19 protein-coding genes and 1 pseudogene are annotated in these 23,617 nt (G+C 63.6%); 13 read left to right on the plus strand and 7 right to left on the minus strand.

Going from position 1 to position 23,617, the window contains the following annotated elements; all coding sequences use genetic code 11:
* Positions 1–667 (plus strand): annotated as a pseudogene (locus tag HGI46_RS14060) (mannitol dehydrogenase family protein); the annotation flags it as partial.
* A gap of 62 nt (positions 668–729) precedes the next feature.
* On the opposite strand, the gene HGI46_RS14065 reads toward HGI46_RS14060, so the two are convergent.
* The 7 genes from HGI46_RS14065 to HGI46_RS14095 all read right to left on the minus strand — a co-directional run bounded on the left by HGI46_RS14065 (position 730) and on the right by HGI46_RS14095 (position 11,499).
* Entirely contained in the window at positions 730–1,917 is a 1,188-nt protein-coding gene (locus HGI46_RS14065) for a pectinesterase family protein (RefSeq protein WP_240946777.1), read from the minus strand.
* On the minus strand, positions 1,836–2,804 hold the full coding sequence (locus tag HGI46_RS14070) for an alpha/beta hydrolase (protein WP_240946778.1): 969 nt from the start codon (positions 2,802–2,804) through the stop codon (positions 1,836–1,838). Before HGI46_RS14070 ends, HGI46_RS14065 begins: the two co-directional genes overlap by 82 nt.
* A gap of 78 nt (positions 2,805–2,882) precedes the next feature.
* Positions 2,883–5,921, minus strand: coding sequence for a TonB-dependent receptor (locus tag HGI46_RS14075; protein ID WP_168904743.1), 3,039 nt, complete (start codon positions 5,919–5,921; stop codon positions 2,883–2,885).
* A gap of 116 nt (positions 5,922–6,037) precedes the next feature.
* Positions 6,038–7,009: a FecR domain-containing protein gene (locus tag HGI46_RS14080; protein ID WP_168904744.1), complete on the minus strand. Its 972-nt coding sequence runs from the start codon at positions 7,007–7,009 to the stop codon at positions 6,038–6,040.
* The gene (locus HGI46_RS14085; protein ID WP_346766747.1) at positions 7,006–7,584 is read right to left on the minus strand and encodes a sigma-70 family RNA polymerase sigma factor; all 579 of its coding nucleotides are present in this window, start codon (positions 7,582–7,584) and stop codon (positions 7,006–7,008) included. Before HGI46_RS14085 ends, HGI46_RS14080 begins: the two co-directional genes overlap by 4 nt.
* 254 nt (positions 7,585–7,838) lie before the next feature.
* Positions 7,839–10,853, minus strand: a complete 3,015-nt coding sequence (locus HGI46_RS14090) for a sensor histidine kinase (RefSeq protein WP_206065740.1) — start codon at positions 10,851–10,853, stop codon at positions 7,839–7,841.
* A 10-nt stretch (positions 10,854–10,863) separates the two neighbouring features.
* The gene (locus HGI46_RS14095; protein WP_118075039.1) at positions 10,864–11,499 is read right to left on the minus strand and encodes a response regulator transcription factor; all 636 of its coding nucleotides are present in this window, start codon (positions 11,497–11,499) and stop codon (positions 10,864–10,866) included.
* 333 nt (positions 11,500–11,832) lie between these two features.
* Between HGI46_RS14095 and HGI46_RS14100 the strand changes: the two genes are divergently transcribed.
* The 12 genes from HGI46_RS14100 to HGI46_RS14155 all read left to right on the plus strand — a co-directional run bounded on the left by HGI46_RS14100 (position 11,833) and on the right by HGI46_RS14155 (position 23,605).
* Positions 11,833–12,663 carry an alpha/beta hydrolase gene (locus tag HGI46_RS14100; protein WP_206065749.1) on the plus strand — a complete coding sequence of 277 codons (831 nt, stop codon included), beginning with the start codon at positions 11,833–11,835 and terminating at the stop codon, positions 12,661–12,663.
* 4 nt (positions 12,664–12,667) lie between these two features.
* Complete coding sequence (gene dps / locus HGI46_RS14105) at positions 12,668–13,150, plus strand: DNA starvation/stationary phase protection protein Dps (RefSeq protein ID WP_168904747.1); 483 nt, start codon at positions 12,668–12,670, stop codon at positions 13,148–13,150.
* A gap of 29 nt (positions 13,151–13,179) precedes the next feature.
* The gene (locus HGI46_RS14110; RefSeq protein ID WP_118075042.1) at positions 13,180–13,857 is read left to right on the plus strand and encodes a hydrolase; all 678 of its coding nucleotides are present in this window, start codon (positions 13,180–13,182) and stop codon (positions 13,855–13,857) included.
* A gap of 33 nt (positions 13,858–13,890) precedes the next feature.
* Positions 13,891–14,136, plus strand: coding sequence for a DUF1427 family protein (locus tag HGI46_RS14115; RefSeq protein WP_168904748.1), 246 nt, complete (start codon positions 13,891–13,893; stop codon positions 14,134–14,136).
* 98 nt (positions 14,137–14,234) lie between these two features.
* Positions 14,235–16,082 carry an amidohydrolase gene (locus HGI46_RS14120; protein ID WP_240946779.1) on the plus strand — a complete coding sequence of 616 codons (1,848 nt, stop codon included), beginning with the start codon at positions 14,235–14,237 and terminating at the stop codon, positions 16,080–16,082.
* A 2-nt stretch (positions 16,083–16,084) separates the two neighbouring features.
* The gene (locus HGI46_RS14125) at positions 16,085–16,513 is read left to right on the plus strand and encodes a DoxX family protein (protein ID WP_168904750.1); all 429 of its coding nucleotides are present in this window, start codon (positions 16,085–16,087) and stop codon (positions 16,511–16,513) included.
* A gap of 39 nt (positions 16,514–16,552) precedes the next feature.
* Positions 16,553–17,257: a YoaK family protein gene (locus HGI46_RS14130; RefSeq protein ID WP_168904751.1), complete on the plus strand. Its 705-nt coding sequence runs from the start codon at positions 16,553–16,555 to the stop codon at positions 17,255–17,257.
* Positions 17,254–18,615 carry an alginate export family protein gene (locus HGI46_RS14135; protein ID WP_346766737.1) on the plus strand — a complete coding sequence of 454 codons (1,362 nt, stop codon included), beginning with the start codon at positions 17,254–17,256 and terminating at the stop codon, positions 18,613–18,615. The genes HGI46_RS14130 and HGI46_RS14135 overlap by 4 nt, the downstream gene beginning before the upstream one ends.
* A 145-nt stretch (positions 18,616–18,760) precedes the next feature.
* Positions 18,761–19,297 (plus strand): 2Fe-2S iron-sulfur cluster-binding protein, encoded by a 537-nt coding sequence (locus tag HGI46_RS14140; protein ID WP_240946780.1) that lies wholly within the window; start codon positions 18,761–18,763, stop codon positions 19,295–19,297.
* Positions 19,294–20,274 (plus strand): xanthine dehydrogenase family protein subunit M, encoded by a 981-nt coding sequence (locus tag HGI46_RS14145; RefSeq protein WP_168904753.1) that lies wholly within the window; start codon positions 19,294–19,296, stop codon positions 20,272–20,274. The genes HGI46_RS14140 and HGI46_RS14145 overlap by 4 nt, the downstream gene beginning before the upstream one ends.
* 3 nt (positions 20,275–20,277) lie before the next feature.
* Complete coding sequence (locus HGI46_RS14150; protein WP_168904754.1) at positions 20,278–22,512, plus strand: xanthine dehydrogenase family protein molybdopterin-binding subunit; 2,235 nt, start codon at positions 20,278–20,280, stop codon at positions 22,510–22,512.
* 4 nt (positions 22,513–22,516) lie between these two features.
* Entirely contained in the window at positions 22,517–23,605 is a 1,089-nt protein-coding gene (locus HGI46_RS14155) for a catalase family protein (protein WP_168904755.1), read from the plus strand.
* Positions 23,606–23,617 lie beyond the last annotated feature (12 nt).

Below are 23,617 nucleotides of genomic sequence, written 5' to 3' on the forward strand. Positions count from 1 at the left end.
CGCGGCGGTGGCAGCAGCGCTGGGCGGTCTTGAAGACGAAGCCTGCCAGGATGAGGCCTGCGTCGTCACCGAACCGTTCAGCCAGTGGGTGATCGAGGACCGCTTTGCCGGGCCCCGCCCGCGCTGGGAAGCGGTCGGCGCGCAACTGGTCACCGAGGTCGCCCCTTACGAGACGGCCAAGCTGCGCATGCTCAACGGTGCGCACTCGCTGCTGGCCTATTGCGGGCTGCGCGCGGGCCATGAATATGTCCACGAAGCCATTGCCGACCCTGCCTTGCGCAGCCTTGCCGAGCAACTCATGCGCAACGAAGCCGCGCCGACGATCACGACCGCGCCGGGGCAGGACCTTGCCGCCTATGCCGACGCGCTCATCGCCCGCTTCGCCAACCCCAGCCTCAACCACCGCCTGATCCAGATCGCCATGGACGGCTCGCAGAAGATCCCGCAGCGCTGGTTGGAAACGCTCGCGCACAACGAGGCTCACGGCCGCACCTGCCCCGCCATCCGCGAAGGCCTGAGCGCCTGGATCCACCACCTGCAAGGCCACAACGGCCCCGTCGACGACCCCCTCGCCGACAAGCTCTCCCGCGCCGCCAAAACCGACACGCCAATGATCGCGCTGTTCGGGGAAGGCGGGCTGCTTACCAGCAGTTGGCGGCCGCAATAGCCTCACTGGCCCCATACTCCGGCCGTTGGCAGGCAAGTGTGGGGCAGGTCTGCTCAGGTCTGCTAGTGGCCGAGCGCGATACCGGCGAATTCCTGCCAGATTTCCTGCAGGGAACGTGCGTCGCTCCAGGTCATCCCGATTGGCTTCGACGCCGCTCCGGGACCGGTCGAGCCTCTTTCGGCAAAGCGCGCGTCTTGCGGGCGGAAGACGGTGCTCATGGTGCCGTCTCTCGAGGTTCCATTCATCGGCGCCCAGTGGTCAGGGTGAATATGCGCGTCCATGTGGCAATCGACAAACAGCGCATGGCCGACAGCTTCAGGATCGGCGTAGCGGCCATCGGCAAAGCGCTTTGTCGGATGCCATGGTCGGGCCAGCGCGACCGAAGCGTCCGGCACGCCCGCCTCGCGCGTCAGGCGGCTGCGATAGATCACAAGGCCCGTCGACTGGGAAAGCGGCGTGGAGGGCGCCGCAACAAACGAATGAAAATCGCCAGGGGCGATTTCCGCGGCTCTCTTCCTCGTCCGGATTTCGCTGTTCTCGATCAATAGCTGGCCGTTGCCGAAGATGAAGTCGATATTGCCGGCAATCAGCGAGCGCGCAATCCGGGCCCGGCCGCCGTTGGTGAACAGGGTATCCTGATAGCCGAGTATCGCGGCATCGCTGATCGCCACGCTGTCGCTGGCCACATCAAGAAGAAGCGCAACGGCTTGCGGGTTGGCAATCTTGCCCGCGTCGCTGGCAGCCAGCGCATCGTTGGCCAGATAGTCAAACGTGTTCTCGATCGTGATGCCGGAAATGCTCACTTTGGCGGCATTGATCGTGAGCGTGGCCGATCCCGGCGTTCCCCAATTGGCGCGGTGATAGCGGCCTGACGTTTGTGCGACGGCGCCGAAATGGATGCGGCTGACGCTCCGCCCCGCGCCCACGATCTTGACGCGGTTGCGCCTGATCACGGGCTTCTCTTCGTAATCGCCCGGCATGACCCGGATCTCGATCCACCGGTCCGAACGATCCCGTTCAGCCGCATCCAACGCCAACTGCAGCGAGGTGTAGCAAGGCAGGGCAGAGCGCGTGCAATCCTGTGCAACCGCGTATGTGTCGGCTGCAGCATTGGCCAGAACGGGCGCTCCGCCGAGCAGTGCAGCTGCCAGAACTCCCAAGCAGAACTTCATCGCCTGTCCCCGTTCTGGCCGAAGCCCATCACCGCGCGCAAGAACCGGTCGATCCTGCGCGCGGTGGGGGTCAGCCATGGTTCAAAAAGCCAGAAATCATGCGGCGCATTGGCCAGATCGTACGCTTCCGCCTGCGTTCCATGACTTTGCAAGGCCGCGAGCACTGCCACTTTCCCTGCGGTGAAGCGCGGGATGCCGCTGCCCAGGATGAGGGTCGGCGGAGACGTCTGCGAAACATGACGCCCCGCACTCGCCTCGATCCAGGTCTGCGGGGAGCTTTCGAACGATCCGCCGACCCATTGCGCAAACGGCGACTTGTCGCCCGCCGCATTCTCGAACTGCAACGCCAGCGGATCGGTCATGTCGAGCACCCCGTCGAGATCGACCAGAGCAGCGACCGGTGCTGCACGGCCCGCCGCATCGGTGCGTAAGCTTGCATCATATGCGAGCAACGCCGCCATCTGTCCGCCGGATGAGGCGCCGCCCACGGCTACCCGATCGGGCTTGATGCCAAAGCGCGCCGCATTGTCGTGCACCCAGCGCAAGGCGTCTGCGGCGTCGGCCATCCCGGCAGGGTAACGGGCCTCGGGCGCGAGGCGATATTCGGGAAGAACAACAGCATGGCCCATTCCGGCGAGGTGGCTGGCCAGTGCGTAGAAGTGGCTCTTGTCGCCCGACCGCCAGGCACCTCCGTGAAGCAGCACCAGTGCCGTGCCCAGCCGCCGTTTCTGCGACGGCAGGAAGACATCAAGGCCAAGGCTGCGATCGGACAAGCGCTTGTAACGACGGTCGAACAGGATCTCCTGTCCCTCGGCAAGGGTCACTGCCGGCCAGCTGATCCCGCTGTACTGGTTCCTGTACTGCTCGAAGCGCTGGGCGACGGTATAGCTGTCGTCCACCTCTCTTGCGGTTGCCGGCATCCAACCTGTCAGCCCGTAGGCAATTGCAGCCGCCGCGAGTGCCATCCTTAACAGCGTCATCAACCGGCCGCTTTCATACAAGGGGGCCGCCCGCGAGGGGATTTGCGGACGGCCCGGTCATCGTCAGAACTGGTAGCGCGCTCCGACGAACCACTGCGCACCCGTCCGCGAGAACTCGCGCACCAGATACTGGCTGCCATCGCCAGTGCCGTATATCCGCTCCTTCTCGTTCGTGATGTTGATGCCCTGTACCGTCAGGGTCAACTTGGGCGTGATGTTGTAATAGGCCGACAGGTCGACATGTGTCGGACCATATTTGCGCTCCTGAACGTGGCCGTTTCCGCCCGGTTCACTCAGCAGATAGTCGTCGCGCTTGTTGACGGAAACGCGAACCCCCATGCTACCGGTGTCAAAATAGCCCGTGAAATTGTAGGAATTGGGCGAAAGTCCCGTTGAATCCCGCGCGGATACATGGGTGTAGTTCGATGCCACGCCGAAGTAGGACAGGACGCCCGGCAGGAACGTGAACGGCGCGTTGAGCGTGACTTCGACACCCTTTACGCTGTTGCCGCCCGGAGTGTTGACCGCCTGGAAGAAGGTGTATGGAACCTTGGCGGGGTCCGCGTTGTAGGAGGCGTCGTAGCGGGGATCGGCATAGATTGCCTGCCAGTATTCCTGCGGCACCGGCTTGGTCACCACCGCCGTGCTGAGCGAGCTGATGATATCCTTCTTGAACAGGCCGACAGCGACAAGGCCACCCTTGCTGAAGTACCATTCCAGCCCGACGTCGTAATCGTTGGAAAGGTACGGCTTGAGGTCCGGGTTGCCGAGATTGCCGACTGTCCTTGTCGTATATTCGAAGGTCGGGGCGGCGATGTTGAGAGAGCCCAGCCCCGGCCGCGTCATGGAGCGGGCGTAAGCGGCTCGCGCCACGATGTCGGGCGTGATGTTCAGCGCGAGATTGAGCGACGGCAGGAAATTGTCGTAGCTGCGCTTCACCGAAACCGGAGAACCGGCAATGGTCGCCCGTGAATCGATACTGGTCTTCACGTAGCGGACACCGCCGTTGGCGCGCAGGACCATGCCGCCGAGATCGAACTCCCCGGTGACTTCGCCATAGCCGCCCAGCGTCTTCTCGATCACTTCCCAGCCGGCAGCCGTATTGGGCGTGTAATTGTCCGAGATGAGGTTTGACGAAGCCACCTTGTCAAAGTCGAAGACGGCGAATGTAGGCAGGCCGCCCGACACCACGCCCTTGCCGAAATTCGAGATCGGGAATGCCTGCAGGTAGGACTGCGGCGCAAAGCTCGGCAGGTTGCCCTGCGCTTCGGAGTAGGCAACCGACCGGCGGTTGTAGGCCACGCCGGTGCGCGCGGTGATGTTGCCGGCCTCGAGGACAAGGTTGCCCTTGGTGGTGAAGTTGTCCTTGATCACCTTGTTCAGGCGATTGGCCGCTGTCAGCGCATTGACGAAGTTTGCCGCATTGTTCGGATCGTAATTGCCATAGCTCAGGACCGGCACGTCCTGGCTCTTCGAGAAGTCATACGAGTAGAAGTGCGGGACCGAGCGGGCATAGAAGCGCAGCTCCTCGCGATCGGCCGCGTCGCGCGCCTTGCCGGCCATGACATCCAGCTTGAGGTTGTCTGAAGCCTGCCACTTGGCCGATGCCACGTACTGCTGAAACTTCGAGACCGAGGTCTGGTGCCGGCTCTCATACCACGAAGTGACATCGTCAAACGACGCCGCAATCAGCTGCTTGCCATCCGGCGCGATCTTGAACGAACGCGGCGTCTGGCCGACGAAATTCCCTGCCGGGCCATGCGTCAGCAGCCACTCCATCGAATTATAGCTGAGGCGGTCGTTCTCCAGGCGCGAGAAGAGCCCGTCGAAGCTCACTTCCAGGGTGTCCGTCGGACGGAACTGCAGAGAGCCGGTCAGGCCGAGGCGCTTCTGGTTGTTGCCGAAGAAGTCGGCGCGCGGCAGCCGCGGCGCCCACAGGCAGTCCAGATTGTCAGCGGCAGGGCAGTCGACCGGCGTTCCGGACACGACGGGATTGGTGTCGGCCCAGCTGTCGCCATTGACGAACGGCGATGTCCAGCGGACCGAACCGAAGCCTTCCTGATAAACGGTGCGTTCCGAGTAGGCGGCAGACACCAGCACGCCCACCTTGCCATCGGCAAACTGGTCGGAAAGCATGGCGGTGACGCGGGGGTCGACCTTGCGCGTGATCGAGTTGTAGCCGCCCTGTGCCGAGACCACGGCCTGCGGCTTGTTGAAATCAAACGGCTTTGCCGAATAGAGATCGACCGTACCGGCAATACCGCCTTCTTCGATCGATGCCCGCTGCGTCTTCTGGACATCGACCCGGTTGAACAGCTCCGATGCGAAGATGTGGAAGTCGAACGCACGGCCGGCATTGATGGTGAAGCCGCCCGAATCCAGGCCGTCGCTGCTGGCAGGGACCTCCATTCCATTCAGCGTTGTGCGCGTGAAATCCGGGGCAAAACCGCGCAAGGTGATGTTGCGCCCTTCGCCACCTTCGCGGGAGATCGCCACGCCGGGCAGGCGCTGGATCGACTCCGAAAGGTTGAGGTCCGGCATCTTGGCCATGTCTTCGGCCAGAATGCTCTCGGTCAGGTTTATCGACTTCCGCTTGATATCCTGGGCGCGAACAAGGCTGCCGCGAAAGCCGCTCACCACGATTTCCGGCTGCTGGACGGGAGCATCCTGCATCGCCCCTTCGGCCGCAGCTTGGGGCGCGGCAGCGGCCGCCACCGGTGTCATCTCGCCAGCCGGCGTCAAAGCCGAGGCGCGGGTCAGGGCTACAGGCCGAGACGTCACCGTGGTCGACGGATTTCTCGCAACGATGGCATAGGATCCGTTGCCCAACTGGCGTGCGGCGAGGCCCGTCCCTGAAAGCAGCCGATTGAGCGCTTCACCTACGCTCATTTCGCCACGCACGGCATTGGTGCGGATCGAGCGCGTAATCTTTCTGGCGGCAATGACCTGAACATCGCCCTGTCGGCCAAGGATGCTGATCGCCGTTTCGGCGGGTTGGGCATCGATGGAGAACTGCCGGGTCTGCGCAGCAGCTTCAGCTTGCGAAGAGATCGCGCAAACAATAGCTGACGAAGCAAGCAGTAGATTTCTCGAAACCGACATTATTCCCTCCCATATTCAGGCTTGCCAGGCTTTTGCTTATGCCTGTGCAAACAAGAGCACCCAGAAACGGAAATCCTTCCAAAAAAGATTTACTTCCGATCTTTTTTCCGGCTGCCTCACTCTATTCTGATGATCCCGGGCTCTGTGGTGTTGATGCTAACCCCAAGGCTGGCCTTGACCGCTTCTGCAAAACCATCCGGATCATTCACCCGAAACAGACCGTCGAACTGTTCGGCTGCGATCGCCGGATCGGCAATGACGATCTGGCGCTGGTTATAGCGGTTGAATTCCTCGGCGGCGCTGGAAAGTGGCGTACCGTTCAGGTCGATCATGCCGCTGCGCCAAGCCAGCGCGCGGTCGACGTTGGTCGACTGGCCGGTTTCAAAATCGACCAGCGCACTTGCGCCGACAATCGCCCGATCGCCTCCCTTCAGGGTCAGCTGCAACTTGCTGTCGTGCCGGGCGGAAGTCTCCACCACGCCTTCGGTTACAAGCACTTCCACAGCCGTTCCCCGGGTCCTGACCGAGAACGCCGTGCCGACAGCGCGGACTTGCACATCGCCGACCTGGACAATGAACGGGCGCTTGGCGTCCTTGGCGACCTCGAACCAAGCCTCGCCCTGAAGCAGGGCGATCTGGCGGACGTCCTGCGCAAGGTTGACCTTGATCTGGCTGGCAGAATTCATCGTCATCACCGAACCGTCGGCCAGTGGCAGCCGCCGGATCTCGCCCACCCGGGTTTCGAAATTGGTCGCACCGTCTCCCAGTCGGAAAGCAAGGTATCCGCCAACCACCGAAGCGGCGGCAGCGCCCATCAAACCGCGTCGGGTCCAGCGACTGAAGGAGGAAATCGCAACCGGCGCGGCCGGCTCTTCAACCGTGGAGTCTGCCTCGGCCGAAGCGGGATCCAGTGCAACCCATTGGGCCTCCATGCGCAACAACAGGCCGCGACGGGTGGGAACCTCGTCGAGCCAGGTTTGCAGCATAGCCTCGTCCGCTGCGGTCCATGCGCCGGAGTCCATTCGCGCGATCTGCTGCGCGATGAAGTCCTCGTCTGAAGATCGGGCGCCGCTCGTGAGCAAAGTCATGCCCGGCCTCCACGCCGTTCGGTGGATAGTGCCGAACCGCTGATCAGGGCGTCGACTTCCGCCTCGGTCTGCTGCCACGCCTGACGGACTGCCCGGACCCCGGTCCAGATCTGCTTCTCCACCGCCTTTTCGGTGATGCCGAGATGCGCGGCAATCTCCTTCTGGGACCAGCCCTGCAGCTTGCGCAGCTCAACCACTTGCCGGCAACGTTCCGGCAGCCCGGCAATGATGGCGAGGACCCGCTGGTAGTCCATGCGGCTCTCGGCCTGACGTTCCGGAGATTGCAGGGAATCATCGCTGAAGCATTCGATGTCGGCAACGACGTCGAGCATGACGATCTGCTGCCGCTTGATGCGGCGCAAGACAAGATTTCTGGCTACGGAGTACAGGTACGCTACCGGATGCTCAATGTGATCGACCGCCGGGAGCATCGCAATTCTGCAGTAGGCTTCTTGCATGACCTCGTCGATCTCCTCGCCGGGCAAGCGGGAGCGCGCAAGCCAGCCCCTGACCTGTCGCTCATGCGGCAGCAGCTGTTGCGCAACCCACGTTGCCCTCTGGCGACGCTTCGCCAGCTCCGTGTTCGCCTCGCCTCTCGTAGCATCCTCCTGTGCGGCCGTTTTCTGGCCTTGTACGATACAAGAGGCACGGCGCGGACAAATCCTTCCTCAGGAAGACAACTTTTTTGCGAGGAGGACCTGAGGATAGGCGAGGCGGTTGCCACTTGTCGCAGCTGGGCGGAGCGCTCGCACTTGCAGCATGTTCTCGACGATGCTCGGCTGCCACGCCGTCGTCAGGTGGTTCTTGCCGGGCATGGGCCAAAGTTACCCTACAAAGTTATCGAAAACGCCTCGGCAGTGCGAACCCGTTTCGAACTGTAGGCAACCTTCGCCGGCAACGTCAGCCGGATCTCGGTGCCGAACCCTTCTGCGCTTTCCACTCTCAGCTTCCCGCCGATTGTCAGCATCCGCTCACGCATGCCAAGAACGCCAAAGTGACCTTTCGGCGAACCCTTCTCGAGGATTTCTGCGCTCATGCCTATGCCATTGTCGCGGACGTAAGCAGAGAATTCCCAGCGGCCATAGCGCAGGCCCACTTCAATGCGTGATGCCCGCGAATGGCAAGCCGCATTGTTCAGGGCTTCCCCCAGCACAGCCAGCAAATCATCGAACAGTCCGTCGGAAATCGTACGAGGCCGCCGCTGCACGCTCAGCGGCGCGATCAGATCCTGAGGATAGATGTCGCTGCGCATGAGCTTGGCGAGTTCTTCCTGAAAATCTCTGACGCGAGAACGCCGCAGGCCCGATACGCGCTCCCGGCCCTCGACCAGCATCTCTTCGGCGCGTTCGAGCGCCGGGTTGAGCAAGGCCTGTGCCGCTGCATCGTCGGCAAAGCGGTCTGCTACGGCCTGAAAGCGCAGGATAAGACCCTGCACGCCCTGGATCATGGTGTCGTGCAGTTCCCGCGCAATCCGCTCGCGCTCTTCGTTTCGTGCTCCCATGCGGTTGTGGATGCGGCCGCTCACCTGCTTCAATCGCAGGTCATAGATGAGGTACAGCAGCCCAAGCACAGCGCTTGCAGCCAGCACGCGAAACCACCACGTCTGGTGAAAGGCACGCTCGATGGTGAACTCGGCAACTGCCGGGCGTGTGCTCCAAACGCCGTCTTCGTTCGCTGCCTGCACCTCGAAGCGGTAGGTGCCGGGGCCAAGACCCGGAAAAACCGCCACCTTGCGGCTGCCCGCATCGGTCCATGCCGGCTGGATGCCCTGCAGGCGATAGCGGAAGCGTACCCTGTCCAGCGTGGCAAGACTTGTCGCGGTGTATTCGATTTCCACCTGGCTTGTGCCGGGCGGTATCGTTGCCTTCGCGCCTGGCACGAAACTGTCAGGTTCGGTCCGGAAGCCCTTTATGACGATGTCGGGCGGGCGAAAGTTCGGGCGGATCGTCGCGGGATCGATGCTCGATACATTGCCGCGTGTGGCGAACCAGATCCGGCCGTCACCCCCGGCAACGATCTGCTGTCCCGAAGACTTCTGCACGAAACTGGCCAGGCCATCGCGGAAATCGAACACCCGGTAGGGCAACGGCGTGCCCGGCCGCGCTAGTGCCTTGCCCAAATCCTCCGTACGCATTCGCAACACGCCCAGATCGCCGATGGCCCACGTGTCGCCCGCTGCAGTCTGCACAATGCCGTTGAGCGAACTCGCCCAAGGGTATTGAACCGCTGAAAGGAGCGGCTGCCCCCGCAGAAGCGGTGCGGCGAGCCCGGCAGCGCCGCTGGTGTAGAGTGTGTCCCGCCCCGCCAGCAGGCCTTCGACACCGTCACTCGGCACGGACTTGTCGGTCAGCGCAAGAAATGGCAGCGCCGCACTGGCCGGCATTTTCCCGCGAAAGTGAATTGCCGCTCTTCCATCGGCCATGATCGCCACGTTGCCCGGCAACTGATCCTTTCCGGCAACCCCTGCAAAGGCTTGCGTCTTGCTGCGCTCCAGCACGAACAGACCCTTCTGCAATGCAGGCAGCCACAGGCGACCACTGCGATCCTCGCCGCAGGAGTTGGCAGCGAAAGTGTCGGGCAAGGCAAAGGTCTGCTGTACCCGGCCGGACCGCAGCCGCAGCGCCCTGCCGCGCTGGATGACCCAGATGCCCTCGCCCTGCGCGCAGATCGCTTCGATGATGGGAACCGACTTGAGAACACGCGCAGGATCAGCCTTTGGCCGAACCATGTAAAGCGCATGGTCGTCGGCAATATAGACCACACCGTCCCTGTCTGCAGCCAGCATATGGTTGGTTGCCGGGTTCGATGGAATGCCTGCCGCTGTCACCACCGGCACGCGGCGCAGCATGTTGAGGCCCATCTCCCCACCGATCCAGATGTTCCCTTCGCGATCCTCGAACAGGGCTCGCACGGGATCGGACAGCAGTCCGTTGCCCGTGTTCAGGCGTTGCAGCAAGCCACCTCTCACGGAATGCATCCCCTGTTCAGGGTGTTCGACACGAAAGACGCCATCGCTCCAGGTCGCGCCCCACATGTGACCTTGGGAGTCGAACAGCGTGCGGATGCCGAACGGGGTGGCAAAGCGCGGCCCATCGGCAATCAGACGGCCCGCCCGGGCTATCGCGCGGGTCTGTTCCTTTTCGGTCAGCCAGATCGTGCCATCCGGCCCTTCGGCCAGCGTTGCGCGCGGCAGTGTCACGATCCCGGTGGGTTCGAAGCGGTCTTGGCCGGCAACTTTGCGATAGACGGCCTCCTCGGTGGTCAGCCACAGCGTTCCATCGCGCGCAAACAACGGATTCCACACAGGTTTTTCCGGCAAGCCGGAGCGTGCGTCGAACTCGGTCCATTGTCCATTGTGCCACCGGGCAAGCGACGTCTCGCTGCGCCCCCCGCGACTTACCCAGATCGCACCGTCCGGCCCCTGCGCAATGTCATTCACCTCGCGCGAAGGATTGGGCATGCCGGGGTCGATCAGCTTGCCGCCACGCCAGACGAGCATGCCGCGGCGACGGGCAAGGCCGATCCATATCGCGCCATCGCGCGCCGCCAGGAGGCGGGCGACAACGATACGATTTGGCGCGGCAGGCGCAGGTCCGATGCGTTCGAAAGTCAGCCCGTCAAAGCGGAACAACCCGTCCACGCCGCCCAGCCACAGGAAGCCGTCTTGAGATTGGGTGATGGCGTTGATGCGGCTTGGCGCCCCCTCTTCGACCGACCAGTGACGCAGCTTGAAGCCGCGTAGCGGCGCGCCGGGTGCATCCGGCTGCGGCTCGGAAACTGCACCGGACAGCGGCACGACAAACAGGGCGAACAGCCCTGCAAGCGCCAGGCGCCACACCTGCATGACTCTGACGTCAAAGCTCAATGATGCCCCGCTTGGCCGCAGTGGTCACGGCATGGGTGCGGTCGCTGACATGCAGCTTGGCAAAAATGCTCTTGATGTTCGACTTCACCGTCTCGTCGGCCACGCCCAGCCGCCACGCCACTTGCTTGTTGGAATGGCCGCCCGCGATCATCTGCAGGATTTCCACTTCGCGCGGGCTGAGCGGATCCTCGATGGCGTGCAGCGCTATCTCCTGCGCAACATCGGGGTGAAGATGGCGCTGCCCGCGATGAACAACGCGAATCGCGTTGAGCAATTCGCGGCGCAGACTGCTTTTCAGCAGAAATCCCGCCGCCCCGGCCCGCATCGCCTCCAGCGCCTTTGCATCCCCCGAGTAGGTGGTCAGCACGATGATCCGGGCATCGGGATGTGCAGCGCGGATCTTCACGATGGCTTCGACGCCCGTCATTTCGGGCATGCGCAGATCCATCAGAACCACATCGGGGCGCAATTCTTCGTATAGCCGCACGGCCTCGATGCCGTTTGCCGCTTCGCCCACCAGTTCCATGTCAGTCTGCAAGGCTATGATCGCACAAATGCCCTCGCGCAGGATGGGGTGATCATCGGCAATCAGGATGCGTATCGGGGCAGCATTCCCGGCTGACATGCGCGTATCTTGCCCTCTGGCAGCGTTGCCCGAGCCCGACCGGGCAGCGGCAAGTGTTTGTCCCTGCGCCGAAGATTACCACGACGCGGCGGTGGTGGGTAGCCACCCGAAAGCGGGCCGTCACGCCCCCCCGACCGGGTGTATCCGGCGCGGCAAATGCGGATCATTCTCGTGAGGTAACGAGGGGCGCCCGACATGACCGACAGAGCGGACCAACCACCTATCACTTTGCCAAGACGTGGATTTCTGGCTGCCGGCACGGTTGCGACAGCACTGACTGCGCTGCCCGGCATCGCCTTTGCCACGAATACGCCCGCTTCAGGAGAACGCACGATGGGTACGATCACCACCAAGGACGGCACGACGATCTTTTTCAAGGACTGGGGGCCGAAAAACGCCCAGCCCATCGTGTTCCATCACGGCTGGCCGCTGAGCGCAGACGACTGGGACAACCAGATGATGTTCTTCCTGCAGCAGGGGTTCCGCGTGATTGCGCATGACCGGCGTGGGCATGGCCGTTCGTCCCAGACCGACACGGGCAACGAGATGGACACGTATGCGGCAGACGTTGCCGCGCTGACCGATCACCTCGACCTGCGTGGCGCCGTCCATATCGGCCATTCCACGGGCGGTGGCGAAGTTGCCCGCTATGTGGCCCGCGCCCGGCCCGGCCGCGTGGCCAAGGCGGTGCTGATCGGCGCAGTTCCGCCGATCATGCTGAAGACAGCCGCTTATCCAGGCGGGCTGCCAATGGAAGTGTTCGACGGCTTCCGTTCCGCGCTGGTCGCCAATCGGGCGCAGTTCTTCCAGGATGTGCCGACCGGGCCGTTCTACGGCTTCAACCGTCCCGGTGCCAAAGTCAGCCAGGGGCTGATCGACAACTGGTGGCGGCAGGGCATGATGGGTGGTGCCAAGGCGCACTACGATTGCATCAAGGCCTTTTCGGAAACCGACTTCACCGAAGATCTCAAGGCTATCGATGTGCCGGTGCTGATCATGCATGGCGAGGACGACCAGATCGTGCCCATTGCCAATTCGGCACACTTGGCGATCAAGCTGGTCAGGAAGGGTACGCTCAAGACCTATCCGGGCCTGCCTCACGGCATGGCCTCAACCCATCCGGATATGATCAACGCCGACCTTATCGCCTTCATCAAGGCTTGAGGCGATGAGCTACTCCAGCCGCATCGACCTTTCGGAACACGTGCGCAAGCAGGCCTGCGGCTTGCTGCAGGCCCGCCTGTCAGACGCGCTCGACCTCGAGGCACAGGCCAAGCAGGCCCACTGGAACGTCAAAGGACCGCACTTCCTGCAACTGCACCAGCTGTTCGACGCCGTGCACGACGAGATCGAGCAGTTCGTCGATCTGCTGGCAGAGCGCATCACCACGCTCGGCCATGTGGCCGACGGACGAGTGACCACCACCGCCGCTGCGACCACGCTCTATGGCTATCCGCTGGAGGCCACGGGCGGCGAGGCGCACCTCAAGGCCCTCAGCGCAAGCCTTGGCGCCTTCGGCAAGGCGGTGCGCGAGGCGATCGATCAGGCGGGCGTCATCGGCGATGCCGATACGGCCGATCTGTTCACGCAAGTCTCGCGCGAGACCGACAAGCAGCTCTGGTTCCTCGAAGCGCATCTGCAGGCGCACTGAACCCCCAAACCCCGTCAGGAGAAATTTCCATGTCCTTCCGTTCCCAGAAGCTGATCAACGCTGACGATACGCTGTTCATCTTCATCGACCACCAGCCGCAGATGGCATTCGGCGTCACCAGCATCGACCGGCAGACGCTCAAGAACAACACCGTGGCGCTGGCCAAGGCAGCCAAGCTGTTCAATGTGCCGATCATCCTGACCGCGGTCGAGACCGAGAGTTTCTCGGGCTATATCTGGCCCGAACTGCTCGACGTGGTGCAACAGAAGCCGATCGAGCGCACCTCGATGAATTCGTGGGATTCCGACGAATTGGTCGCGCAGGTCAAGGCGAGCGGGAAGAAGAAGCTGGTCATCGCCGCGCTGTGGACCGAGGCCTGCCTGCTGTTCCCCACGCTCTGCGCGATCGAGGAAGGCTTCGAGATCTACATCGTTACCGACGCCTCCGGCGGAACCTCGCAGGAAGCGCACGACGCTGCCGTGCGGCGCATGGAACAGGCTGGCGCACAATCGCTCACCACGATCAATGCCCTGCTCGAACTGCAGCGCGATTGGGCGCATCGCGATACCTACAATGGCGTGATGGACATCGTGCGCGAGCATCTGGGAGCATACGGCATGGGCGTCGATTATGCCTACACCATGGTCCACAAGGCCCCGCAGCGCGGCGCTTTCCCGCACGAAGCACCCCACCCCGAAGGCCACTGATCCCTCACCGGCCCAATCGGGAGCCTCCTGCTCATGAAGCCCTATCTCGCCGCCCTTGGCATCGGACTGCTGGTCGGTGCCCTCTACAGCCTGCTCGGCACGCGATCGCCCGCCCCTCCCGCGATCGCGCTGCTGGGACTGCTCGGCATGCTGCTGGGCGAACAGGCCATGCCGCTGGCGAAACGGGTGATCCATGGGCAGGAGGTCGCCTTGTTCTGGAAGACCAGTTGCGCGGAACGGGTGACCGGCCTGCCGCCTGCGCCGGATGACCAGCCATGAGCGCCAGTCGCCGCGAGACCCTGGCCGGGGCACTTGGTGCCTCAGCCTTGTCCCTGATTCCCGGCCTTGCCCGCGCCAAAGACAGAAAGCCCCAGCCCATGCGTGACGACGTTATGATCGTGAACGCCCTCGTCACCACGCTCGACCGCGAGAACCCCCGCGCCGAAGCCGTGGCGATCCGCGACGGGCGCTTTCTGGCGGTTGGCTCCGAGCAGGAAGTGCGGGCGGCTGCGCCCGACGCAACGGTCATCGACGCCCGAGGCCGCCGCATGATCCCCGGACTTATCGACAGCCATATGCACATCATCCGGGGCGGGCTGAACTTCAACATGGAACTGCGCTGGGACGGCGTGCCGACGCTCGCCGATGCCATGGCGATGCTCAAGGCACAGGTTGATCGCACGCCCGCGCCGCAGTGGGTGCGCGTCGTTGGCGGTTTTACCGAGCACCAGTTCGCCGAGAAGCGCCTGCCGACGCTGGCCGAACTGAACGCAGTGGCGCCCGATACGCCGGTGTTCATCCTTCACCTTTACGACCGCGCCTTGCTCAATGCCGCAGCGCTGCGCGTGGTGGGTTATGGCAAGGACACGCCCAATCCTCCGGGCGGGGAGATTGTCCGCGACGCAGCTGGCAACCCTACTGGGCTACTGCTCGCACAGCCCAACGCCACCATCCTCTATTCCACGCTGGCCAAGGGGCCGAAGCTGCCCGAGGACTACCAGATCAATTCCACCCGCCACTTCATGCGCGAGGTGAATTCGCTGGGCGTGACCAGCGTGATCGATGCGGGCGGCGGGTTCCAGAACTACCCTGACGATTACCACGTGATCGAAAAGCTGCACGATGACGGGCAGTTGACCGTGCGCATCAGCTACAACCTGTTCACCCAGAAGCCGAAGGAGGAACTGGCGGATTTCGCCGGGTGGGTAAAGCAGGTCACCCCGGGTCAGGGGGACGACACCTATCGCCACAACGGCGCCGGCGAGATGCTGGTCTATTCCGCCGCCGACTTCGAGGACTTCCGCGTTGCCCGGCCCGACATGCCACCCTCGATGGAAGGCGATCTCGAACCCGTCATCCGCCTGCTGGCCGAGAACCGCTGGCCCTGGCGCCTGCACGCGACCTATGACGAAACCATCGGTCGGGCGCTCGACGTCTACGAGAAGGTCAACCGCGACGTGCCGCTCAGCGGCATCAACTGGTTCTTCGATCATGCCGAGACGATCAGCGAGCGCAACATCGACCGTATCGCCGCGCTGGGCGGCGGCATCGCCGTGCAGCACCGCATGGCCTATCAGGGCGAATACTTCGTCGAGCGCTACGGCGCCCGCGCTGCTGAACGCACCCCGCCGATCGCGCGAATGATCGCAGCCGGCATTCCGGTCGGCGCAGGCACGGATGCGACGCGCGTTGCCAGCTACAACCCGTGGGTTTCGCTGTCATGGCTGGTCACCGGACGCACCGTGGGCGGCCTCGCCCTCTATCCCGGCGCAAACCGCGTGAGCCGCGAAAAGGCGCTGGCGATGTGGACGCACGAGAACACCTGGTTTTCCAGCGAAGTCGGGAAAAAGGGCCAGATCAAGCCGGGCCAGCTTGCGGACTGCGCGCTGCTTTCGGCGGACTACTTCGCAGTGCCCGAACGCGACATTGCGCATATCCGTGCCGTGCTGACGCTGCTGGGCGGCAAGGTGGTCCATGGCGAAGAAGACTTCGGCTCGCTGGCCCCTGCCCTGCCCGCGCCAATGCCTGACTGGTCGCCGGTCAGGACCTTCGGTGGCTACTACCGGGAACCCGAAGCGGCAGCGAAGCTGGCCAGCGCATGCGGCTGTGCATCGGCTTGCGGCGTCCACGGGCACGACCATGCCTCTGCCCTTGGCGCAAGCGTGCCGACCGCAGACGTGCAGAGCTTCTGGGGCGCGCTCGGCTGTGGCTGCTGGGCGGTCTGACGATGCGCGATCCCGAACCCCGCTTGATCCACACGATCCTCGATTGGCCGCCGACATGGTTCCTGGCGCGGCTGCTGCTGGTGGGGGCTTACCTTGTGGGTGGCCTGGCCAAGCTGACCGACTGGCCGGGGGCCGTGGCGGAACAGGCCCACTTCGGGATGGCCCCGCCTGCGGTCTGGGCAGCACTCACCATTGCGGTGGAAATCATCGGGCCGCTGCTGATCCTGCTGGGGCGCTTCGTCTGGCTGGGCGCAGGAATGCTCGGCGTGTTCACATTGCTGGCCGCTTTCGTCGCCAATGCCTTCTGGACGATGGAGGGGCAGGAGCGCTTCTTCGCGACCAATGCCTTTTTCGAACATGTCGGGCTGGTGGGCGGCTTCATCCTGGCCGCGCTCGTCGCCGAGCATGCGCGACGACAGGGTCGTCCCTGAGCCGCGTCAGGACTTCAGTGGGTGCGCCAAGGAGAAGACATGAACGAAAGCGTACCCCTCAAGACTCCCACGCCGCTGTTCCGGTTGCTGCTGGTTCTGTCCGCCACTACCGGGATGGTCGACGCGGCGAGCATTCTGGGCATGGACAAGGTGTTCACCGCGAACATGACCGGCAACGTGGTGTTCCTCGCCTTTGCCACAGCGGGGGCGGAGGGATTCCATGCCTGGCACTATGTCGTCGCGCTTGGCGCGTTCATGCTCGGGGCGGTCCTCGCCGGACGAATGTGGCGCAGCAACAAGGCCGAACGGTTGAGCCACATGCTGGTCCGGGCAGCCGCGATCGAAAGCGCGTTGCTGTTCCTTGCCGGATCGCTTGTGCTCCGCAGCTCACCGGCCGTGGCTGCGTTATGGCAGGCACTGGCTGTCGTAGGTCTTGCCGCAGGTGCGATGGGATTCCGCAATGCGGTGGTGCGCCAACTCAAAGTGCCCGATCTGACGACGACCGTGCTGACCCTGACGATTACCGGTATTGCATCGGATTCACGTCTGGCAGCAGGCACGGGCCCCAACCTTGCAGCAAGGGTGGGAGCCGTAGCGGCGATCTTTGCAGGCGCGCTGGCCGGAACGCTGGTATTCCGCTGGCTGGGCCTTGGGCCTACCTTGTTGATCACCGGCGGCGTGGTGCTGGTGGGGACCTGTGTGTTCGTGCGGCATCCGCAAATGGCCGAATTGCACCGGCAGTGATCGGACGCCTTGCGCTCGGCATCGTGTTGTCCGCACTGGCAGCACGCGCGCAGGCCGAGGAAGCGCCGGAACGGACCAACCTTCGCTATGACGAGGATTGGGCGGGGTTCGACGCGGCTGATGGTGGCATGGATCGGCTGAAGAATCTGCGTCTGGACAGTGCAGGCGCAGTGCGAGTGACGCTGGGGCTCGAGGCCCGCGCGCGGCATGAAGGCTATGCCAACCCGCTCTGGGGCGATGCGCCCGATGACGGATACCTGTGGTTGCGCGCCCTGCCATTGGTGGACGTGCATGCAGGACCCGCACGGGTCTTTGTCCAGCCGATCATCGGCTATGCCCGCGGCGTCGACGGCGGCAGCGGCCCTGCCGATCAGACCGGTGTCGATCTTGCGCAAGGGTTTGCCGATTTGCGCGTGCCGCTGCCCGAAGGCCGGAACGTGACCTTGCGCGCAGGACGCGAGCTCGTCGCGCTCGGTTCGGAGCGGCTTGTCGGCACGCGCTATGGCCCGAATATCCCGCAGCCGTTCGATGGCGTTCGCGCCATTGCCGAGTTCGGCGGACTGCGGGTCGATCTGATGGACTTGCGCGCCGTGGAGATCAGGCCGGGCAATTTCGACGACCGCGCAACGGATCGGCGGCGCTTGCGTGCGGTCTATGCGACTGTGGTTGCGGGCAGCGGCATGGCTGTCGATGCCTACTGGATCGGATACCGCAATCAGGCAGCCCGCTTTGGCGACGTGATCGGCAGGGAGCGTCGCGATACGTTCGGGCTGCGGCTGTTTGGCCATCGCGGCAGGATCGCGTGGAACTGGGAAACGATGATCCAGCGCGGTGACTTTGCAGGGCAGCGCATCCGGGCATGGTCCCAGGCCACGGAAACCGCGATCAGTTTTCCGGAAGCCCGCTTCCGTCCGCGGATCCGCCTGCGCGCCAATTATGCCAGCGGTGATCGCTCGCCCGATGACCGCACGCTGGGCACCTTCAACGCACTTTTCCCCAAGGGTCGTTACTTCGGAGAACTGACCCCGATCGGTCCCCGCAACATCCTGAACGTCCAGCCAAGCCTCGATCTCGACCTTGGCAGGAAGGTCACGATGGAGCTTTCGGCAGGCGCGTTCTGGCGCGCTTCACGGCATGATGGCGTCTATGACGTGCCGGGCCAGATCATCCGGCCAGCCGGGAAGTCTCGGGCAAGACACATCGGCAACCTGTTCGAACTTGGCCTCGATTGGCAGGCAAGCCCGGAGTTGTCCTTTTCCGCTTCTCTGGCCGTATTCAGCGCCGGACAATTCCTGCGCCAGACCGGCAAGGCGCTGCCAACCCGCATGATAGGTCTTGAGGCAGCCTACAAGTTCTGAAATCGGCATGTGAATTCTTGTTCATTTACAGTGACAAGCGGCAGATGCCCTGCCCTTCGGACCGATAAAGCCATGCATGGTCGGATCAATGCGCCAGCCGGTGCGTTCCCAAGTCGCAATTCCAGCAACAAGGCGGTCAGCACACATGGGTTCCAGCATCGGCGTGGCCATCGTAAACGGTGTTCCCAACCAACTCCCGTTGGATTCCCGACGGACCCTCCTTGAATGGTTGCGCGAGGATCTTGGGCTGACCGGCACCAAGAAGGGTTGCGATCATGGCCAGTGCGGCGCCTGCACGGTTCTGGTCGATGGACGCCGCATGAACTCCTGCCTCTCGCTGGCCCAGTTGCACGAAGGCGATGAGATCGAAACGATCGAATCCATCGGCACGGCAGACAACCTCTCGGCCCTGCAGCATGCGTTCGTGACGCACGACGGGTTCCAGTGCGGATACTGCACCCCCGGACAGATCTGTTCGGCCAAGGCGATGATGCAGGAGCTTGCCGAAGGCTGGGCCAGCGCCGCCACCGATGAATTGACCAAAGCCCCGACCCCGACCGTCGAGGAACTGCGCGAGCGCATGAGCGGCAATCTGTGTCGGTGCGGTGCCTACTCGAACATCATTGCAGCACTTCAGGACGTCATCGAACAAGACGCAGGCTCGCAGGGAGCATCGGCATGAAGGCTTTTGTTCTCGACCACGCGGCATCGGCCGAAGACGCGGTCCACTCGCTGCAATCCGGCGCAGTTGCCATCGCTGGCGGTACCAATCTGGTCGATCTGATGAAGCTGCAGATTGCTGCGCCGGACAGGGTCATTTCGATCCGCCGCACCGAGCTTGGCGAGATAACCCCAGAAGGTGAGGGGTTGAGGGTGGGCGCCCTTGTCACCAATGCCGATTGCGCGGCTGATATGCGCGTGCGGGAAAACTGGCCGCTTCTGGCCAAGGCAATCCTTGCCGGTGCCAGCCCGCAATTGCGCAACCGTGCTACGACGGGCGGCAACCTCTGCCAACGAACCCGCTGCGGCTATTTCTACGACACCACGCAGGCCTGCAACAAGCGCGAGCCCGGATCGGGCTGTGCTGCGCGCAATGGCTTCAACCGCATTCACGCCGTGCTCGGCACCAGCGATTCCTGCATCGCCACATATCCGGGTGACATGGCCGTTGCCATGCTGGCGCTTGACGCTGTCGTCCTTGTCGAAGGCGCATCGGGCGCGCGCGAGATCCCGATCGCGGAATTTCACCGGATGCCCGGTGACGACCCCTCGCGCGACAACACGCTGGAGCCAGGTGAACTCATCACGGCCGTGCGCCTCCCCGCGCCCACCGGCGGCGTGCAGATCTACCGCAAGGTGCGCGACCGCGCGTCCTATGCATTCGCGCTGGTCTCTGTCGCCGTGGATCTGACGATGGATCAGGGTCGCATCGCACGCTGCGCGCTCGCCTTCGGCAGCCTCGGGACAGTGCCGTGGCGCGATCTGGCGGTCGAGCAAGTGCTGATCGGCGAAAAGCCGAGCCCCTCGCTCTATGCCAAGGCTGCCGAAGTCCTGCTCAAGGACGCGCATGGCTTCGGCGCAAACGACTTCAAGATTCCGCTCGTCGCGCGCGCGCTGGCTGCGACGCTCAACGAAGCCACCCAAACCGGAAAGGCTTGATCCATGCGCATGACTTTGGCCGACATGTACAACACGCCGGACAAGCGCAACCTGCTCGACACCATGAAGCAGGGCGTGATCGGCAAGCCGCTCGATCGACCGGAAGGTCCCCTCAAGGTCAGCGGCACGGCCACGTACTCCGCAGAATGGAAGATCGAAGGCTGCGTCGAAGGCGTGCTGGTGCTGGCAGACGTTCCGCAAGGCACGGTCAAGGCCATCCACAGGGACAGGGTGATGACCATGCCCGGCGTGCTGGCCGTGCTTGCCGATGAAGCGATGGTGCGCCGATCCACGCAAGGGACCGCGGGCAAGGCACCGGCGCAGGATGTCCAAACCGTCGATTACTTTGCCCAGCCTGTGGCACTCGTCGTGGCCGAAACCTTCGAGCAGGCGCGCGATGCGGCGCTGGCGCTGAAAGTGGAATACGAACCCGCCGGTGATCCGGTGCCGTTCGATCCCGAAAGCCCGGATGCAAAGGTCGAAACGCCGTCTGACAGCAAACCCGTCGAAGGTGGCGATCTGGACCAGGCGATGCGCGACGCCGCGTTCAGCATTGACGTTGAATACGACACGCCCGGCCACGCCAGCGCCGCGATGGAACCGCATGCGACCATCGCCGAGTGGCAGGATGATCAACTGATCCTGCGCGGCAGCTATCAGATGCTGGCCTTCAACGTGAAAGAGATCGCCGACTGCCTGTCGATCTCGCCGAAGAAGGTGCGGATCATCGCGCCCTATGTCGGCGGCGGGTTCGGTTCGAAGCTGGGCATCACGCATGAAGCCGTGGCTGCGGCCATTGCCGCCAGGGAACTGGGCCGCCCGGTCCGCGTGGTGATGACGCGCCAGCAGGTGTTCCAGACAGTCATGCGCCGGTCCGAAACGCGCCAGCGCGTGCGCCTGGCGGCAGACGCTGCAGGCAAGATCGTCGGACTGGGGCACGAGGCCCATGTCTCGAATCTGCCGGACGAAGACTTCGCCGAGCCTGTCACGCAGGCGACCGAATTCCTCTATGGCGGCGAGAACCGTCTGCTCAAGGTGGAAGTCGCACGGATCTGCCGCATGACTGCAGGCTCGGTCCGCGCTCCGGGCGAAGCCGTGGGGATGCAGGTCCTTGAGGCCGCGATGGATGAACTTGCCGAAGCGGTCGGCATCGATCCCATCGAACTGCGCAAGCGCAATCTTCCTGCCAAGGTCCCGGTGAAGGGCACGCCCTATTCGTCGAGAATGCTGGTGGAAGCGCTGGAGCAGGGTGCAGCCAGCTTTGGCTGGGACCACCGCAAACCTCAACCTTGCCAGACGCGTGAGGGCGATTGGTGGATCGGGATGGGCATGGCCAGCGCCGCGCGCGTCAATGTGATGATTCCCGCCGAAACCCGCGTCACCCTGAAGGCAGACGGCACCGCATTGGTCGAAACCGACCAGACCGACATCGGCACAGGGTCCTATGCCATCATGGGGCAGATCGCCGGCGAAATGCTCGGTCTGCCGATCAGCAAGGTGCGGGTCGTCCTGGGCGATTCAGCGTTGCCACCCGGCGCAGGGTCCGGCGGCAGCTTCGGCGCGATTTCCACCGGTTCTGCCGTCATGCGCGCCTGTGAGGCGATCCGCGAAAAGATTGCCAAAGCACTCGACTGCGATGTCGATGCACTGGAAATCAAGGATGGCATCGCCAGCCACGCCGGTTCGCAGCGCGCGCTTGCCGATCTTCTCGGCGGCAAGGACATCGCAGAGATCGGATCGATCAAGCCGGGCAAGACCTACAAGGACTATGCACAAGCCAGCTACGGCGCCTTCTTCGCCGAGGTTGGCGTTCATGCCTTCACCGGCGAGGTGCGGGTACGCCGCATGACCGGGGCATTCGGCTTCGGTCGCGTGCTTAATGCCAAGACCGCGCGTTCGCAGTGCCTTGGCGGCATGGTCTGGGGCATCGGCAGTGCGCTGACCGAAGAACTCGTCTTCGACCTGCGCGATGGCCATCTCGTCAATCACGATCTCGCCGAATACCACGTGCCGGTCCATGCCGATGTCCCTGCGCTCGAAGTGATCCTGCTGGAAGAGCGCGATGCCGCCGCCAGCCCGCTTCAAGCCAAGGGCGTTGGCGAACTGGGCATCTGCGGGGCTGCCGGTGCCGTCGCCAACGCGGTCTACAACGCTTGCGGCGCGCGCGTGCGCAGCTTCCCGCTCACGCTCGACAAGATCATCCCCCATCTGCCCGACCCTTTTGTGTCACTCGCCTGAAAGGATGCCCGTGATTTCACCGCCGCTTCGCTATCATCCCGATCTCGAACAACCGCAGCCCGACGAGGCGGAAACCGACGCCAGCCTCGAAAAGTCGTTCGATCACATTCTCGAGACGACCGCGGAAGACTATGGCCGCGCGGTTCGGGCAGTTCACGCCAAGGCGCACGGCCTGTTCGAAGGCACGTTCAGGATCGATGGCAATCTCCCGCCCGAACTTGCCCAGGGCCTGTTCGCCAATCCCGGCACCTATCCCGCCGCGTTGCGCATCTCGACCAATCCCGGCGACATTCTTGACGACAACGTCGTCCTTCCGCGTGGTCTTGCGCTGAAGGTCGAGCATGTTCCGGGCGACCGGCTGCCCGGCGCAGAAGGCCAAGGCCAGGACTTCCTGATGGTCAATGTGCCCGTCTTCGCTGTGCCCACCCCGGACAAGTTCGCCGGCAAGCTGAAGCTCCTTGCCGCCACGACAGACCGTGCCGAGGGCGCAAAGGTCGCCCTTTCGACCGTGCTCGGCTTCATCAATTCGGCACTCGGAAAGATCGGCCTGGAATCCAAGGCACTGGCCGGTATGGGCGGATCGCCGCAAGTTCACCCCTTGGGCGAAACCTATTTCAGCACCGTGCCCTTCCGCTATGGCAACCACGTTGCCAAGTTCCGCCTGCGCCCGCTTTCGCCCGCACTCACCGCGCTGACCGGCACCATCATCGACACGTCAGGCCGCCCCGATGGCCTGCGCGAAACGATCCGCGAGGATGCCGCCAGCCTCACCGGCGAATGGGCCTTCGAGGTCCAGCTTGCACGGGACATCGAACAGCAGCCGATCGAAGACGCCAGCGTCGAGTGGAAGGAAGAAGATGCGCCATTCGTCCAGGTGGCAACCTTGCGCATCGAACCGCAGGACAGCTGGTCGGCCGAAAAAGTGCAGCGCATCGACGAAGCCATGCACTTCTCGCCATGGAATGCGCTGGTGGCGCACCAGCCGCTCGGCGGGATCAACCGCGCCCGCCGCCGCGCCTACAAGCATTCCTCGGACTTCCGCGTCCGGGTCAACGGTTGTCCGTTCGCCACGAATGCCGAAGTAGCGAAATAAGCGATACTCCGG

Source organism: Novosphingobium sp. ERW19 (assembly GCF_012641315.1).
GTDB lineage: Bacteria > Pseudomonadota > Alphaproteobacteria > Sphingomonadales > Sphingomonadaceae > Novosphingobium.

Coding starts and splice junctions, on each gene's coding strand:
- HGI46_RS14065 (WP_240946777.1), bottom strand. CDS start 1,917: ATGGCTGACCCCCACCGCGCGCAGGATCGACCGGTTCTTGCGCGCGGT.
- HGI46_RS14070 (WP_240946778.1), bottom strand. CDS start 2,804: ATGGCACTCGCGGCGGCTGCAATTGCCTACGGGCTGACAGGTTGGATG.
- HGI46_RS14075 (WP_168904743.1), bottom strand. CDS start 5,921: ATGTCGGTTTCGAGAAATCTACTGCTTGCTTCGTCAGCTATTGTTTGC.
- HGI46_RS14080 (WP_168904744.1), bottom strand. CDS start 7,009: ATGACTTTGCTCACGAGCGGCGCCCGATCTTCAGACGAGGACTTCATC.
- HGI46_RS14090 (WP_206065740.1), bottom strand. CDS start 10,853: ATGCAGGTGTGGCGCCTGGCGCTTGCAGGGCTGTTCGCCCTGTTTGTC.
- HGI46_RS14095 (WP_118075039.1), bottom strand. CDS start 11,499: ATGTCAGCCGGGAATGCTGCCCCGATACGCATCCTGATTGCCGATGAT.
- HGI46_RS14100 (WP_206065749.1), top strand. CDS start 11,833: ATGGGTACGATCACCACCAAGGACGGCACGACGATCTTTTTCAAGGAC.
- dps (WP_168904747.1), top strand. CDS start 12,668: ATGAGCTACTCCAGCCGCATCGACCTTTCGGAACACGTGCGCAAGCAG.
- HGI46_RS14110 (WP_118075042.1), top strand. CDS start 13,180: ATGTCCTTCCGTTCCCAGAAGCTGATCAACGCTGACGATACGCTGTTC.
- HGI46_RS14115 (WP_168904748.1), top strand. CDS start 13,891: ATGAAGCCCTATCTCGCCGCCCTTGGCATCGGACTGCTGGTCGGTGCC.
- HGI46_RS14120 (WP_240946779.1), top strand. CDS start 14,235: ATGCGTGACGACGTTATGATCGTGAACGCCCTCGTCACCACGCTCGAC.
- HGI46_RS14125 (WP_168904750.1), top strand. CDS start 16,085: ATGCGCGATCCCGAACCCCGCTTGATCCACACGATCCTCGATTGGCCG.
- HGI46_RS14130 (WP_168904751.1), top strand. CDS start 16,553: ATGAACGAAAGCGTACCCCTCAAGACTCCCACGCCGCTGTTCCGGTTG.
- HGI46_RS14140 (WP_240946780.1), top strand. CDS start 18,761: ATGGGTTCCAGCATCGGCGTGGCCATCGTAAACGGTGTTCCCAACCAA.
- HGI46_RS14145 (WP_168904753.1), top strand. CDS start 19,294: ATGAAGGCTTTTGTTCTCGACCACGCGGCATCGGCCGAAGACGCGGTC.
- HGI46_RS14150 (WP_168904754.1), top strand. CDS start 20,278: ATGCGCATGACTTTGGCCGACATGTACAACACGCCGGACAAGCGCAAC.
- HGI46_RS14155 (WP_168904755.1), top strand. CDS start 22,517: ATGCCCGTGATTTCACCGCCGCTTCGCTATCATCCCGATCTCGAACAA.